This window comes from Blastococcus sp. SYSU D00669 (assembly GCF_054050715.1).
Genome location: NZ_JBJGZV010000001.1, coordinates 352,539 through 365,217, shown reverse-complemented (window position 1 = coordinate 365,217; position 12,679 = coordinate 352,539). Strand labels below are relative to the sequence as shown.

Annotated in this window: 13 protein-coding genes; 5 read left to right on the top strand and 8 right to left on the bottom strand. The window is 77.7% G+C overall.

Going from position 1 to position 12,679, the window contains the following annotated elements:
• Positions 1 to 2 precede the first annotated feature (2 nt).
• Genes ACI8AF_RS01760 through ACI8AF_RS01745 form a run of 4 tightly spaced genes read right to left on the bottom strand, consistent with a single transcriptional unit; the run spans position 3 to position 4,680 of the window.
• Positions 3 to 1,580, bottom strand: a complete 1,578-nt coding sequence (locus ACI8AF_RS01760; RefSeq protein WP_456537931.1) for a GTPase — start codon at positions 1,578 to 1,580, stop codon at positions 3 to 5.
• On the bottom strand, positions 1,577 to 3,280 hold the full coding sequence (locus ACI8AF_RS01755) for an ABC transporter (protein ID WP_456537930.1): 1,704 nt from the start codon (positions 3,278 to 3,280) through the stop codon (positions 1,577 to 1,579). Before ACI8AF_RS01755 ends, ACI8AF_RS01760 begins: the two co-directional genes overlap by 4 nt.
• Positions 3,281 to 3,310: 30 nt before the next feature.
• Positions 3,311 to 3,952 carry an HAD hydrolase-like protein gene (locus tag ACI8AF_RS01750; RefSeq protein ID WP_456537929.1) on the bottom strand — a complete coding sequence of 214 codons (642 nt, stop codon included), beginning with the start codon at positions 3,950 to 3,952 and terminating at the stop codon, positions 3,311 to 3,313.
• Positions 3,949 to 4,680, bottom strand: coding sequence for a cobalt-precorrin-6A reductase (locus ACI8AF_RS01745; RefSeq protein WP_456537928.1), 732 nt, complete (start codon positions 4,678 to 4,680; stop codon positions 3,949 to 3,951). The genes ACI8AF_RS01750 and ACI8AF_RS01745 overlap by 4 nt, the downstream gene beginning before the upstream one ends.
• 134 nt (positions 4,681 to 4,814) lie before the next feature.
• On the opposite strand from ACI8AF_RS01745, the gene ACI8AF_RS01740 reads away from it, so the two are divergent.
• Entirely contained in the window at positions 4,815 to 5,897 is a 1,083-nt protein-coding gene (locus tag ACI8AF_RS01740) for a cobalt-precorrin-5B (C(1))-methyltransferase (RefSeq protein ID WP_456537927.1), read from the top strand.
• A 68-nt stretch (positions 5,898 to 5,965) separates the two neighbouring features.
• Here the strand turns inward: ACI8AF_RS01740 and cobM are convergent, their stop codons facing one another.
• From cobM to def, 3 genes are read right to left on the bottom strand one after another with little or no spacing between them, the layout of a single operon-like run.
• Positions 5,966 to 6,706 carry a precorrin-4 C(11)-methyltransferase gene (gene cobM, locus ACI8AF_RS01735; RefSeq protein WP_456537926.1) on the bottom strand — a complete coding sequence of 247 codons (741 nt, stop codon included), beginning with the start codon at positions 6,704 to 6,706 and terminating at the stop codon, positions 5,966 to 5,968.
• Positions 6,703 to 7,926, bottom strand: coding sequence for a precorrin-6y C5,15-methyltransferase (decarboxylating) subunit CbiE (cbiE, locus tag ACI8AF_RS01730; RefSeq protein ID WP_456537925.1), 1,224 nt, complete (start codon positions 7,924 to 7,926; stop codon positions 6,703 to 6,705). The genes cobM and cbiE overlap by 4 nt, the downstream gene beginning before the upstream one ends.
• Positions 7,923 to 8,480 (bottom strand): peptide deformylase, encoded by a 558-nt coding sequence (gene def, locus ACI8AF_RS01725; protein WP_456537924.1) that lies wholly within the window; start codon positions 8,478 to 8,480, stop codon positions 7,923 to 7,925. Before def ends, cbiE begins: the two co-directional genes overlap by 4 nt.
• Positions 8,481 to 8,533: 53 nt before the next feature.
• Here def and ACI8AF_RS01720 point away from each other — a divergent pair, with 53 nt between their 5' ends.
• The 4 genes from ACI8AF_RS01720 to ACI8AF_RS01705 all read left to right on the top strand — a co-directional run bounded on the left by ACI8AF_RS01720 (position 8,534) and on the right by ACI8AF_RS01705 (position 12,283).
• Positions 8,534 to 9,508 (top strand): cobalamin biosynthesis protein, encoded by a 975-nt coding sequence (locus ACI8AF_RS01720; RefSeq protein ID WP_456537923.1) that lies wholly within the window; start codon positions 8,534 to 8,536, stop codon positions 9,506 to 9,508.
• Between the two features lie 115 nt (positions 9,509 to 9,623).
• Entirely contained in the window at positions 9,624 to 10,025 is a 402-nt protein-coding gene (locus ACI8AF_RS01715; protein ID WP_456537922.1) for an ANTAR domain-containing protein, read from the top strand.
• Positions 10,026 to 10,103: 78 nt separating this feature from the next.
• Positions 10,104 to 10,772, top strand: a complete 669-nt coding sequence (locus ACI8AF_RS01710; RefSeq protein ID WP_456537921.1) for a lysophospholipid acyltransferase family protein — start codon at positions 10,104 to 10,106, stop codon at positions 10,770 to 10,772.
• Positions 10,742 to 12,283 (top strand): cobyric acid synthase, encoded by a 1,542-nt coding sequence (locus ACI8AF_RS01705; RefSeq protein ID WP_456537920.1) that lies wholly within the window; start codon positions 10,742 to 10,744, stop codon positions 12,281 to 12,283. The genes ACI8AF_RS01710 and ACI8AF_RS01705 overlap by 31 nt, the downstream gene beginning before the upstream one ends.
• Here ACI8AF_RS01705 and ACI8AF_RS01700 read toward each other — a convergent pair.
• Complete coding sequence (locus ACI8AF_RS01700; RefSeq protein ID WP_456537919.1) at positions 12,280 to 12,678, bottom strand: acyl-CoA thioesterase; 399 nt, start codon at positions 12,676 to 12,678, stop codon at positions 12,280 to 12,282. The genes ACI8AF_RS01705 and ACI8AF_RS01700 overlap by 4 nt on opposite strands.
• Position 12,679: the final 1 nt, after the last annotated feature.

Sequence of the window (12,679 nt, the reverse complement as noted above, 5' to 3'; positions counted from 1 at the left end):
CCTCAGCGCCGCGCGCGGTCGACGGCGGCGCAGAAGGTGCGGGCGTCGGCGAGGGTGTCCTCGAGGGGCACCAGCACCGTCTCCCGCGCCACCTCGGCGACCCGCGCGGTGAGCCGGGCGCGGGCCCGTCGTCGGCGGCGCCGGGCGCCGGCCGCCACCAGGGGCCGGGCCAGCAGCGCCAGCAGCAGGCCGGCGAGCAGCCCCCCGAGCAGCAGCAGGGTGGGCAGCGGGAAGCCCTGCACGCGGGGCAGCGGGACGACGTCGTCGAGCTGCAGCCAGCCGAGGACGGCGAGCGCCAGCAGCCACAGCCCGCCGACCAGGGCGACGGCGGCCAGCAGCCACTGCAGCCCGCCCACCGCGCGCTGCCAGCCCGGCACCCGGTCGGGGCCGAGGTCGGCGCCGGCGACGGCGCGGTCGAGCCGGTCGGCGAGCCCCTCCTCGGAGTGCTCGGCGGTGCGCCGCAGCTCGTCGCGCCACGCCTCGGGCAGGCCGTCGGCGGCGGAGGTGCGGACCTGGCGCAGCGCGGCGCCCAGCGCGGCCTGCTGCACCGCGCCGGCCTCGGGCAGCGACGTCCGGGCCCGCTCGTCGCCGAGGTGCAGCCGGCGCAGCGGATCGGGGCGCAGCCGGCCCGTCCAGCGCAGCAGCGGCCAGCCGGTGCGGGCGGCCCCCTCGCGCCGGGCCGAGCGCTCGACCGCGGCCTCGACCACCGGCACCCCGGCCGCGTCGGCGAGCGCACCGGTCAGCCCGTCGTCGGCGATCCGGGCCGGGCGGCGGTCCCCGGAGGGGCAGTGCGCCGCCAGCGCGTCGGCGCACGCGCGGACGTCGGCGGCCAGCCGCTCGGTCGCCGCCTGCCGGCGGGCGACCCGCCGGGCCAGCTCGGCGCGCAGCACGTCCAGGCCCGCCCCGGTGCGCGCCGACGCCGGCACCACCGGCGTGGCCGAGAGGCCCTCGGCGTCCAGCAGCCGCCGCAGGTCGGCCAGGCACGCCCGGGCGGCCGGCTCGTCGAGCCGGTCGACCTGGTTGAGCACGACCAGGAGCACCCCGGCGTGGCCGGCCATCAGGGCCAGGTAGCGGCCGTGCACGGCGGCGTCGGCGTACTTCTGCGGGTCGAGCACCCACACCAGGACGTCGACCAGCTGCACCAGCCGGTCGACCTCCAGCCGGTGCTCCAGCTTGACGCTGTCGTGGTCGGGGAGGTCGAGCAGCACCAGGCCGTCGAGGTCGGGCGCGGCCGGCGCCACCCGGTGCCGGCGCGGCACCTGCAGCCAGTCGAGCAGCCGGTCGGCGTCGTCGTCGGCACCCCAGACCGAGGCGTGCGCGACGCCGGTCGTGGGCCGGCGGACGCCGGGTGTGCTCACCTCCGCCCCGGACAGCGCGTTGAACAGCGTGGACTTGCCGCTGCCGGTGGCGCCGGCCAGCGCGACCACGGTGGCGTCGCCCAGCGCCTCGCGCGCGCCGGCCTTGGCCAGCAGCGCCCGGGCGTGCGCGACCTCCGGGACGTGCAGCCGGCCCTCGGCGGCCTCGACCGCCTCGCGCAGCGAGGCCAGCCGCTCGCCCAGCGGCGCCCTCTTCGGCCTCACGAGCGCTCCTGGCGGGCGGCCGCGAGGGCGGCGGCCGCGGCGCGCAGCCCCTCGGCGCTGCCCGGGGGCGGTGCCACGGCGTCGACGAGCGCGTCGAAGCGGTCCCGCTCGTCGGTGAGCAGCCGGTTGGCCCGGTGCTCGAGGTCCTCGCGGGCGCGGTCGGCGAGGGCGCGCACCGCCGCGTCGCCGAAGACGGCCTCGAGCACCCGCTGGCCCAGGGCGGTGGTCCCGCCCGCGACGGCGACCTCGCCGCCGGTGAGCCCGCCGGTCTGCGCGAACACGGCGACCATCACCACGGCGCCGGCCCCGTTGACGCCCCACGAGAGCAGCCGGGCGCGCGAGCGCTTGTCCCCGCCCTCGCTGCGCACCAGGTCGAGCACGGTGCCCTGCCAGTCGCGCACCTCGCGCGCGGCGGTGCCGGCGAACTGCGGCGAGGCCCGCTCGAGCTCGCGGAGGCGGCCGCTCAGCAGCCCGGCACCGCCGGAGGTGCCGCGCCACGCGGTCACCGTCCGCTCCGCGGCCTCGTCGGCGGCGTCGCGCAGCAGCACCTCCACGCCCGACTCGAGCGCCTCGTGCAGCTGGGCGGCCGGTGCCGGGCGGCCGCTGAGCGCCGCGGTGACCCGGTCGCGCAGCCGGCCGACCTTGCCCTGCAGGGTGCGCATCCACTCGCCGGTGCCGACGAACTCCTGCCACCGCGCGAGCACCTCACCGCGCAGCAGGCTGCCGTTGCCCACGCCGTCGGAGACGTCGGTGCAGGCGCGCCGGTAGGTGGCCTCGGCGGTGTCGCGGAGGGCGTCGGCCGCGGCCGCCTGCCCCTCCACCGCGGCGGCCACCCCGGCCACCCGCGCGCCCAGGCTGTCCAGCGCGCCGGCCAGGGTCTGGCGGACCACCGCGGCCCGCTCCTCCTGGTCGGCGGCCAGGCCGTGCAGCCAGGCCCGCAGCGGGCCGACCTGGTCCTCGGGCAGCCGGCCGTCGACGAGCGGTCGCTCCTCGACGACGAACAGCCGCGCGGCGCCGAGCCCGCCGCGCTGCAGCATCCCGGCCAGGTCGCCGGCCACCTCGGCGACCGCCTCGGGGGGCACCCGGTCGAGCACCACCGCCAGGGCCGTCCCCCGCTCCTGGGCCGTGCGCAGCACGTCCCACGGCACCGCGTCGGCGTAGCGGGCCGCGGTCGTGACGAAGACCCACAGGTCGGCCGCGGCCAGCAGCTGCCCGGCCAGCTCGCGGTTGGACTCCACCACCGAGTCGACGTCGGGGGCGTCGAGCACCGCCAGCCCCGGGGGCAGCCGGTCGCTCACCACCAGCCGCAGCCCGCTGGCCGCCTCGCCGTCCCCTGTGGTGCGGGCCAGGCCGGGCAGCACGCGGTCGCCGGCGAAGGCGGCCCGGTCGGCCGGCGCGCAGACCAGCACCGGCGCCCGCGTGGTCGGCCGCAGCACGCCGGCGGTGGTCACCTGCTCGCAGAGCAGGCCGTTGACCAGCGTGGACTTGCCGGCACCGGTGGATCCCCCGACCACCGCGAGCAGCGGGGCGTCGAGGTCGCGCAGCCGGGGCAGCAGGTAGTCGTCGACCTGGTCGACGACCGCGCGGGCCGACCGGCGGGCCTCGGCGGCGCCGGGGACGTCGAGGTCCAGCGGCGCGGCGGCCAGCCGGTCGCGCAGTGCCTGCAGGGCGTCGGGCAGCCGCAGCGCCGGGGTGCTCACGAGGGGATACGTGCCCGGTACGGACGGAAGTCACCCCTGGGGCAGCGCGGCCGGCACCTCCCCCGGCGTCCGGACGACGACGGCGGCGCCCGCCCGCTCCAGTTCACCGGGCGGCGCCGGGCCCCAGCCGGCGCCGATGCACGGCAGCCCGTGCGCGGCCGCGCCGAGGACGTCGTGCGCGCGGTCGCCGACCAGCACGGGCCGCTCGCCGTCCGGGTGCGCGGCGAGCGCGGCGGCCACCACCTGGTCCTTGTGCCGGACGGCGCCGTCGAGCGTCGCGCCGTGCACCGAGGCGAAGAACGGCAGCAGGCCGGTGTGCTCCAGCACGCGGACGGCGAAGGTCTCGGGCTTGCTGGTGGCCACGGCGAGCGTGGCGCCCGCCGACAGCGTGGCCAGGAGCTCGGGGACGCCGTCGTACACGTGCACGTCGAGCAGCGCGCCGGCCGAGTAGTGCGCGCGGTAGGCGGCGACCGCGCGCGGCACGTCGGGCGGCGGCACCCGCAGCACGGTGGCGAACCCGTCCTGCAGCGGCGGGCCGACCATCTGGGTGAGCTGCTCGGTCGTCGGCTCCGGCAGGCCCAGCTCGGCGGCGGCGATGCGCACCGAGGCCCAGATGCCCGGCGTCGAGTCGACGAGCGTGCCGTCGAGGTCGAACAGGACCAGCCGGGTCACCGGGCGCGCAGCCAGGCGAGCGCGTCCTCGACGGTCTCCACGACGTCCGTCCCGGCCGGCAGCGGCGGGCGGCGGACGACCACCACCGGGATGCCGAGCTCGCGTGCGGCGGTCAGCTTCGCCTCGGTGAGGTGCCCGCCGGAGTCCTTGGTGACGACGACGTCCACCCCGTGCTCGCGCATCAGCGCCAGCTCGTCCTCGACGCTGAACGGGCCGCGCTCCAGGACGACGGTGGTGCGCGCCGGCAGCGGCGGCTCGGGCGGGTCGACCGAGCGGACCAGCACCTCCTGCGCCAGCCCGGCGAAGGCGCCCAGTCCGGTCCGGCCGGTGGTGAGGAAGACGTGCGCGAACCCGGCGACCGCCTCGGCCGCCTCCTCCAGCGAGTCCACGCGGCGCCAGTCGTCGCCCGGCTGCTCGTGCCAGCCGGGCCGCTGCAGCCGCAGGTGCGGCGTGCCGGTACCGGCGGCGGCCCGCGCCGCGTGCTGGGTGATCGCGGTGGCGAACGGGTGGGTGGCGTCGACCAGCGCGCGCACCGGGTTCGCCCGGAGCCACTCCGCCAGCCCCTCCGCGCCGCCGAAGCCGCCGATGCGCACCTCGCCGGGCGGCAGCAGCGGGTCGGCGGTGCGGCCGGCCAGCGAGCTGAGCACGTCCACACCGTCGGCGGTGAGCGCCTCGGCCAGCCGCCGGGCCTCCGCCGTCCCGCCCAGGAGCAGCACCCGTCCGGTCATCGCGGGTCCCTCCCCCGCCGGGACCCGACACCGCTCACGTGCGCATCCGGGCGGGATGCGGTGGCTCCGTCACCGCCTCGGTGCGCATGCGGGCGCGTGCGGAGGCCCGCGGCGTCGGCACGGACAATGGCCGTGTGAGCGGGGACGGCGGCGCGGGGCTGCGCTACGGGTGGACGACGGGCGCCTGCGCGACCGCCGCCACCACCGCCGCCTACACCGCGCTGCTCACCGGGGAGTTCCCCGACCCCGTGCAGATCCACCTGCCGAACGACCGGCACCCGTCGTTCGCGCTGGCCACGGAGTCGCTGGGCGGGGGCGCGGCGAGCGCCGGGATCGTCAAGGACGCCGGCGACGACCCCGACGTCACCCACGGCGCCCTGGTGTCGGTGACCGTGACGCACGGCGCGCCGGGCAGCGGCGTGACGTTCCGGGCGGGGCCGGGCGTGGGCACGGTGACCAAGCCGGGCCTGCCGCTGGCGGTCGGCGAGCCGGCGATCAACCCCATGCCGCGGCGGTTCATCGGTGAGCACGTGGCCATGGTGGCCGAGCGGCACGGCGGCAGCGGCGACGTCGTCGTCGAGGTCTCGGTGGAGAACGGCGAGGAGCTGGCCCGGAAGACGTGGAACCCGCGGCTGGGCATCCTCGGCGGGCTGTCGATCCTCGGCACGACCGGCGTCGTCGTCCCGTACTCCTGCTCGTCGTGGATCGACTCGATCCGCCGCGGCATCGACGTCGCCCGGGCCGCCGGCCACCGGCACGTGGCCGGGTGCACCGGGTCGACCTCGGAGCGGGTCGTCACCGAGCTGTACGGGCTGCCCGAGGACGCGCTGCTGGACATGGGCGACTTCGCCGGCGCGGTGCTCAAGTACCTGCGCCGCCACCCCGTGCCGCGGCTGACCGTCGCCGGCGGCATCGGCAAGCTGGCCAAGCTCGCCGACGGCCACCTCGACCTGCACTCGGGCCGCTCGCAGGTGTCGTTCGACTCGCTGGCGCGGCGGGTGCGCGACGCCGGGGGCCCGCCGGAGCTGGTCGAGGGGGTGCGGGGCGCGAACACCGCGCTCGACGCGCTGCAGCGGTGCACCGCCGCCGGGCTGCCGCTGGGCGACCTGGTGGCCGCCGGCGCCCGCGAGACCGCGCTCGGCGTGCTGCGCGGCGCCCCGGTGGAGGTGGACGTCGTGGTGATCGACCGCGCCGGCACGATCGTCGGCCGCGCCTGAGCGGTGGAAGGACCCCCTCCTCAGCCCCACCCCTCGCAAGCTCGGGGCGGGACCCGGGAGGGGGCCGCTCAACGCGGTCTCGTCGTCGAGTAGAGGTGGCTGTCGGGGAACTGCGCGGCGGTGAGCACGGGGCCGACCACGACCACCGCCGTCCGCTTCACCCCGGCCTCCTCGACCTGCCCGGCGATGTCGGCCAGCGTGCCCCGCAGCACCAGCTCGTCGTCCCGGCTGGCCCGCGCCACGACCGCGACCGGACCGTCCGCGCCGTAGTGCGGCACCAGCTCGGGCACCAGCTCGCGCAGGCGCTGCACCGCCAGGTGCAGCACCAGCGTCGCGCCGGTCGCGGCGTACGCGGCCAGCTGCTCCCCCGCCGGCATCGGCGTCGAGCGCGCCGACGTCCGGGTCAGGACGACGGTCTGCCCCACCCCCGGCACGGTCAGCTCCCGCTTCAGCGAGGCCGCGGCCGCGGCGAACGCCGGCACCCCCGGGACGACGTCGTAGGGCACCCCCGCGGCGTCGAGCCGGCGCATCTGCTCGGCCATCGCGCTGTAGACCGACGGGTCGCCGGAGTGCAGGCGGGCGACGTCGAGACCGGCCTCGTGCGCGGCGACCAGCTCGGCGGTGATCCGGTCGAGGTCGAGGTCGGCGGTGTCGACCAGCCGCGCGTCCGGGCGGGCGGTGTCGAGCAGCTCGCGGGGCACCAGCGCGCCGGCGTAGAGGACGACCGGGCAGGAGGCGATCAGCCGCGCCGCCCGCACGGTGACCAGGTCCGCGGCCCCGGGGCCCGCGCCGATGAAGTGGACGGTCACCAGCGCGTGACGCTCCAGATCGTCACCGGCATGGCGGGCTTCCAGCCGGTGAAGGAGCCGACCGGCTCGGCGCGCTGCACCTCCACGCGCACCAGCTCCCCGCCCACCCGCGCGTGCCAGGTGCCGAGCACCGCCTCGCTCTCGACGGTGACCGCGTTGGCCACCAGCCGGCCGCCGACCGGCAGCGCGTCCCAGCAGGCGTCGAGCAGCAGCGGCGTGGTCAGCCCGCCGCCGATGAACACCGCGTCGGGCTTGGGCAGCCGCGACAGCACGTCCGGCGCGTGGCCGTGCACCACCCGCAGGTACGGGACGCCGAGCCGGGTGGCGTTGCGGACGATCCGCTCGGCTCGCTCCTGCGCCGCCTCGACCGCGACCGCCCGGCAGGTCTTGTGCGCGCGCATCCACTCGATGCCGATCGACCCCGAGCCGGCGCCGATGTCCCACAGCAGCTGCCCGGGGACGGCGGCGAGCCGGGACAGGGTGATCGCCCGGACCTCCGACCGGGTCAGCTGGCCGTCGGACTCGTAGGCGCCGTCGGGCAGGCCGGGCGTGGTGGGCAGTGGCATCGTGCCGCGCTCGGCCCGGCACTCGACGGCCGTGACCACCAGCGCCGACGCCGGCTGCGACCAGGTCGCCGCGGTGCCCGTGCGCACCTCCTCGTCCGGCCCGCCCAGCCCGCCGAGCACCGTGAGCAGGCTCTGCCCGTAGCCGCGGGCCGAGAGCAGCGCGGCCACCTCGGCCGGCGTGCCGCCGTCGGACCCGAGGACCAGCAGCCGGCGGCCCGGCTGCACGTGCGGGTGCAGCAGCTCGATCGGCCGGCCGACCAGGCTGACCACCTCGGTGTCCTCCACCGCCCAGCCGAGCCGGGCGCAGGCCAGCGACACCGAGGAGGGCGCGGGCAGCACCCGCACCCGCTCCGGGCCGAGCAGCCGGGTCAGCGTGGTGCCGATCCCCGACAGCATGGGGTCGCCGCTGGCCAGGACGACCACGGCGCGGCCGGCGTGCGTCTCGAACAGGCCGGGCAGGGCCTCGGTCATCGGCGAGGGCCACTGCACCCGCTCGGCGGTGACCGACGGCGGGACGAGGTCGAGCTGGCGGCCGCTGCCCATCAGCACCTCGGCCCGCTCCACCTCGACGCGCGAGGTCGGTGCCAGCCCCTCCCAGCCGTCGGCCCCGATGCCGACGACGACGACGGGCGCGTCGGTGGCGAGCTCGCTCATGCCGGCAGGTCCCCTCTCGGTCCGGCGGCCTCGGCCAGCAGCCGCTCCCGCGTCTCCTCGGGCAGGCGGTCGACGTAGACGGTGCCGTCGAGGTGGTCGACCTCGTGCTGCAGGCAGCGCGCCGCCATGCCCGTCGCCTCGATCGTCACCGGCTGCCCCTTCACGTCCACGCCGTCCACCCGGGCCCGGAAGGCGCGCGGCAGATCGGCGTACGGGCCGGGCACCGACAGGCAGCCCTCCTCGGTGACCTCCTCGGCCGGCTCGCCGCCCACCGGTCCGGGCAGCGTGAGCACCGGGTTCACCACGTAGCCGACGACGTCCTCGCCGTCGGCGTCGGGGCAGTCGATGACGAAGACCCGGGCGTCGACGCCGATCTGGTTGGCCGCCAGCCCCACGCCGTCGGCGGCGTGCATGCTGGCGAACATGTCGAGGACCAGCCGCCGGAGCGCCTCGTCGAAGACGGTCACGGGGGCGCAGGACCGGTGCAGGACCGGGTCGCTGCCGTACGTCACGATCGGCCGGGCGGTGCCGTCGTAACGGCCGGGCAGGCGCATGTCCGCCGATCCTAGGGACGGCCTTCGCGGGCGTGGTCGGCACGATGTGCGGCGTGGGAGATCCGATCGCCGCCGGGCTGGCGCTGGGCGCCGCCGCCGACCTGCTGCTGGCCGACCCCCGGCGGGGGCACCCGGTGGCCGGGTTCGGGCGGCTCGCGCTCGCCCTCGAGCGGCGGGCGTGGCGCGACGGCCGCGGGGCCGGCAGCGCGTACGCCGGCGGGCTGGTTGCCGCCGCCACCGGCCTCGGCGTCGCGCTGGACCGGGCCACCCGCCGGCGGCCGGTTCCCCGCGCCCTGGTCACCGCGGCGGTCACCTGGACCGTCCTCGGCGGCACCTCGCTGGGCCGGGCCGCCGGGACCCTGCAGCAGCACCTGGCCGCCGGGGACCTGCCCGCCGCCCGGGCCGCGCTGCCGGCGCTCGCCGGGCGCGACCCCAGCGACCTCGACGAGCCCGAGCTCGCCCGCGCCACGATCGAGTCGGTCGCCGAGAACACCGCCGACGCCGCCGTCGGCCCTCTCGTCTGGGGCGCGGTCGCCGGGCTGCCCGGCCTGCTGGCCTACCGGGCGGCCAACACCCTCGACGCGATGGTCGGCCACCGCTCCCCCCGGTACGCGCGCTTCGGCTGGGCGGCGGCGCGCACCGACGACGTCCTCGGCTGGCTGCCCGCCCGGGTCACCGCCGCCCTGACCGTGGGCTGCGCCCCGGTGGCCGGGGGGTCGCCGTCCGGCGCGCTGCGCACCTGGCTCCGGGACGGCGCCGCGCACCCCAGCCCCAACGCCGGCCGGTGCGAGGCCGCGACGGCGGGTGCCCTCGGGATCCGGCTCGGCGGCCGCAACGTCTACGGCAGCCGGGTCGAGGAGCGGCCGGTGCTGGGCTCCGGGCGGCTTCCCGCGGCCGCCGACATCGGTCGCGCCGTCCGCCTGTCGCGGGCGGTCTGGGTCGCCGCCGCGGCCGCCGCGGCCGGCCTCCGGTGGCTCGCGCGGCGCGACTCGCCCGCACGGCTGGCGGTCCCCGGCGACCCGACGTAGCGTCCTCTGCATCGGAGCGGCCGGCCCTCGCGGGCCGGAGGAGCACGTGCGTCGAGCACACGGCCACGCGGTCCCGTCGGCACCGCCGGTGCGCCTCTGAACAGGAGTACCCGCGATGGTCTCTCCGACCGCTGCCCGCCCCCGCACCGGTCCGCGGCACGCCTCCGCCGCCCCCCTCGACGGCCGTCCACCGGTCGCGCGCACCGAGGCCCCGGCCGGGCGGCTCCCCGCCGACGAGGACCTCGTCTCCGCCCTGCGGCTCGAGGTGGACCAGCTGCGCCAGGCCATGGCCAGCCGCGCCACGATCGAGCAGGCCAAGGGCATCCTCATGCTGCTGACGTGCTGCAGCGAGCAGGTGGCCTTCGACCTGCTCGCGCACATGTCCAGCCACACGCACCGCAAGGTGCGCGAGGTGGCCGGCGCGCTCACCGAGTCCGCGTCCGGGAAGACGCCGCTGCCCGACGACATCCGGGCGATCCTGCGCGACGCCTGCCCGCCGTCGCGCCGGATGAGCTAGCCCCGGGCCGCCGTCGGGAGGGTCGCGGCCCGTCCGGGAGAATGCGCACGCCCCCCTTCGAGGAGGAGAGAGCGCCGCGTGTTCTACATCCTGGCCCGGTTCGTCGTCCGGCCGCTGTTCTGGCTGCTGTTCCGGCCGCACGTCACCGGCCGGGAGCACGTGCCGCTCACCGGACCGGTGATCCTGGCCAGCAACCACCTGTCGTTCATCGACAGCATCGCGATCCCCACGGTCGCCCCGCGCAAGGTGCACTACCTGGCCAAGGCCGAGTACTTCACCGGCACGGGGGTCACCGGGTGGTTCTCCCGCACGCTGTTCAGCGCCCTGGGCGCGCTGCCGGTCGAGCGGGAGACGCACCGTGCCGCGCAGGCCGCGCTGGACACCGCGCTCGGGGTGCTCAACGACGGCGAGGGCTTCGGCATCTACCCCGAGGGCACCCGGTCGCGCGACGGCCGGCTGGCCCGCGGCAAGACCGGCGTCGCGTGGCTGGCGCTGACCGCCGACTGCCCGGTCGTGCCGGTGGCGGTGGCGGGCACGGAGAAGGTGCAGCCGGTGGGCGCCCGCTGGCCGCGACCGGCCCGCATCACGGTGACCTTCGGGGAGCCGCTGACCTTCCCCGAGCAGAAGGGCATGGCCGGCAACGGGCGCGCCCGCCGGGTGGTGACCGACCGGATCATGCACGCGATCGCCGACCTGTCGGGGCAGGAGAAGGCCGGGTGGGGCAGCCCGTCGGAACCAGCGGCGTGACGGGCGGGGCGCTGCTCGTCGCCGGGACGACGTCCGACGCCGGGAAGTCCGTCGTCACGGCCGGCATCTGCCGCTGGCTGGTGCGCCAGGGCGTCTCGGTGGCGCCCTTCAAGGCGCAGAACATGAGCAACAACTCGATGGTCACGCCGGACGGCGCCGAGATCGGCCGCGCCCAGGTCGTGCAGGCCGCGGCGGCGCGGGTGGCCCCCGAGGCGGCGATGAACCCGGTGCTGCTCAAGCCGGGCGGCGAGAACTCCAGCCAGGTCGTCGTCCTGGGCCGGCCGGTCGCCGACGTGACCGCGCTGTCCTACCGGCCGATGAAGGCCGGGCTGCTCGACACGGTGCTCGGCTGCCTGGCCGACCTGCGGTCGCGCTTCGACGTGGTCGTGTGCGAGGGCGCGGGCTCCCCCACCGAGATCAACCTGCGCGACGACGACATCGCCAACATGGGCCTGGCCACCGCGGCGCAGCTGCCCGTCGTCGTGGTCGGCGACATCGACCGCGGCGGGCTGTTCCCCGCGCTCTACGGCACGGTCGCGCTCATGCCGCCGGCCGACCAGCGGCTGGTCGCCGGGTTCCTGGTGAACAAGTTCCGCGGCGACGTCCGGCTGCTCGAGCCGGGGCTGGCCGCGCTGCGCGGGCTGACCGGCCGGCCCACGCTGGGCGTGCTTCCCTGGGTCGGGGGCCTCGACCTCGACGTCGAGGACTCCCTCGGCGTCGGCGCGGCCGCGCAGCCGGCCGGCCCGCCGCACGGCGAGGAGGTGCTGCGCGTCTCGGTGGCCCGGCTGCCGCGGCTGTCGAACTTCACCGACCTCGACGCGCTCGCCGCCGAGCCGGGCGTGCTGGTCCGCTACGCCACGCGCCCGGAGGAGCTGGCCGACGCCGACCTCGTCGTGCTGCCCGGCACGCGCTCGACCGTCGCCGACCTGGCGTGGCTGCGCTCGTCCGGCCTCGCCGACGCCGTGCTGCGCCGTGCCGCCGCCGGCGCGCCCGTGCTCGGCATCTGCGGCGGCCACCAGATGCTCGCCCGCACCATCACCGACGAGGTGGAGTCGCGCGCCGGCGTCGTCCCGGGCCTCGGGCTGCTGCCTGCCGACGTGCGGTTCGCGCCCGAGAAGACGCTCGGCCGCCCGGTCGGCTCCGCCTTCGGCGAGCCGGTGCACGGCTACGAGATCCACCACGGGCTGGTCAGGGTGGACTGGCACTCCGACGACCCACCCGCCCAGCCCTTCCTCGACGGCGCCCGGGCCGGCGCGGTGTTCGGCACGACGTGGCACGGGGCGCTGGAGAACGACGGCTTCCGCCGGGCGTTCCTCGCCGAGGTGGCGCGGCTGACCGGCCGGCGGTTCGTGCCTGCGCCGGACACCGACTTCGCCGCCGTCCGGGAGGCCCGGCTCGACGCGCTCGGCGACCTGGTGGCCGAGCACGCCGACACCGACGCGCTGTGGCGGCTGGTCGAGGACGGCGCCCCGGCCGACCTGCCGCTGCTGCCGCCCGGGGCCGGCCGCTAGGGCGTGACGCCGGCGGTGAGCCGGGTGCGGACGTCGTCCGGCCACGGCACCGCGCCGTCCTCGTCGACCGCGACGTAGGTCGTGCGGACGACGCAGCAGACCCGCTCGCCGACCCGGACGGTGAACCGCGCGACCACGCTGGAGCGGCCGACCTTCTCCGTCGCCGACTCGACGGTGACCGTGTCGCCCCAGCGGGCCGGCGAGCTCCACTCCAGGGTGCTGGCCTTGACGACCGGCTCGATCCGGCGCTCCCGGAGCTCCGCCCAGGACACCCCGCTCGACTCCAGCCAGCCGTTGGAGGCCTCGTCGGCCCAGACCAGGTAGTGCGCGTTGAAGACGATGCCCTGCTGGTCGCACTCGACGTAGCGGACCGGGGAGCTCCAGGAGGCTGGCATG

Bases quoted from the DNA above. Each gene is read 5' to 3' on its own strand.
- ACI8AF_RS01745 (WP_456537928.1), bottom strand. From the start codon at position 4,680: ATGACCGGACGGGTGCTGCTCCTGGGCGGGACGGCGGAGGCCCGGCGG.
- cbiE (WP_456537925.1), bottom strand. From the start codon at position 7,926: ATGAGCGAGCTCGCCACCGACGCGCCCGTCGTCGTCGTCGGCATCGGG.
- def (WP_456537924.1), bottom strand. From the start codon at position 8,480: ATGCGCCTGCCCGGCCGTTACGACGGCACCGCCCGGCCGATCGTGACG.
- ACI8AF_RS01715 (WP_456537922.1), top strand. From the start codon at position 9,624: ATGGTCTCTCCGACCGCTGCCCGCCCCCGCACCGGTCCGCGGCACGCC.
- ACI8AF_RS01700 (WP_456537919.1), bottom strand. From the start codon at position 12,678: ATGCCAGCCTCCTGGAGCTCCCCGGTCCGCTACGTCGAGTGCGACCAG.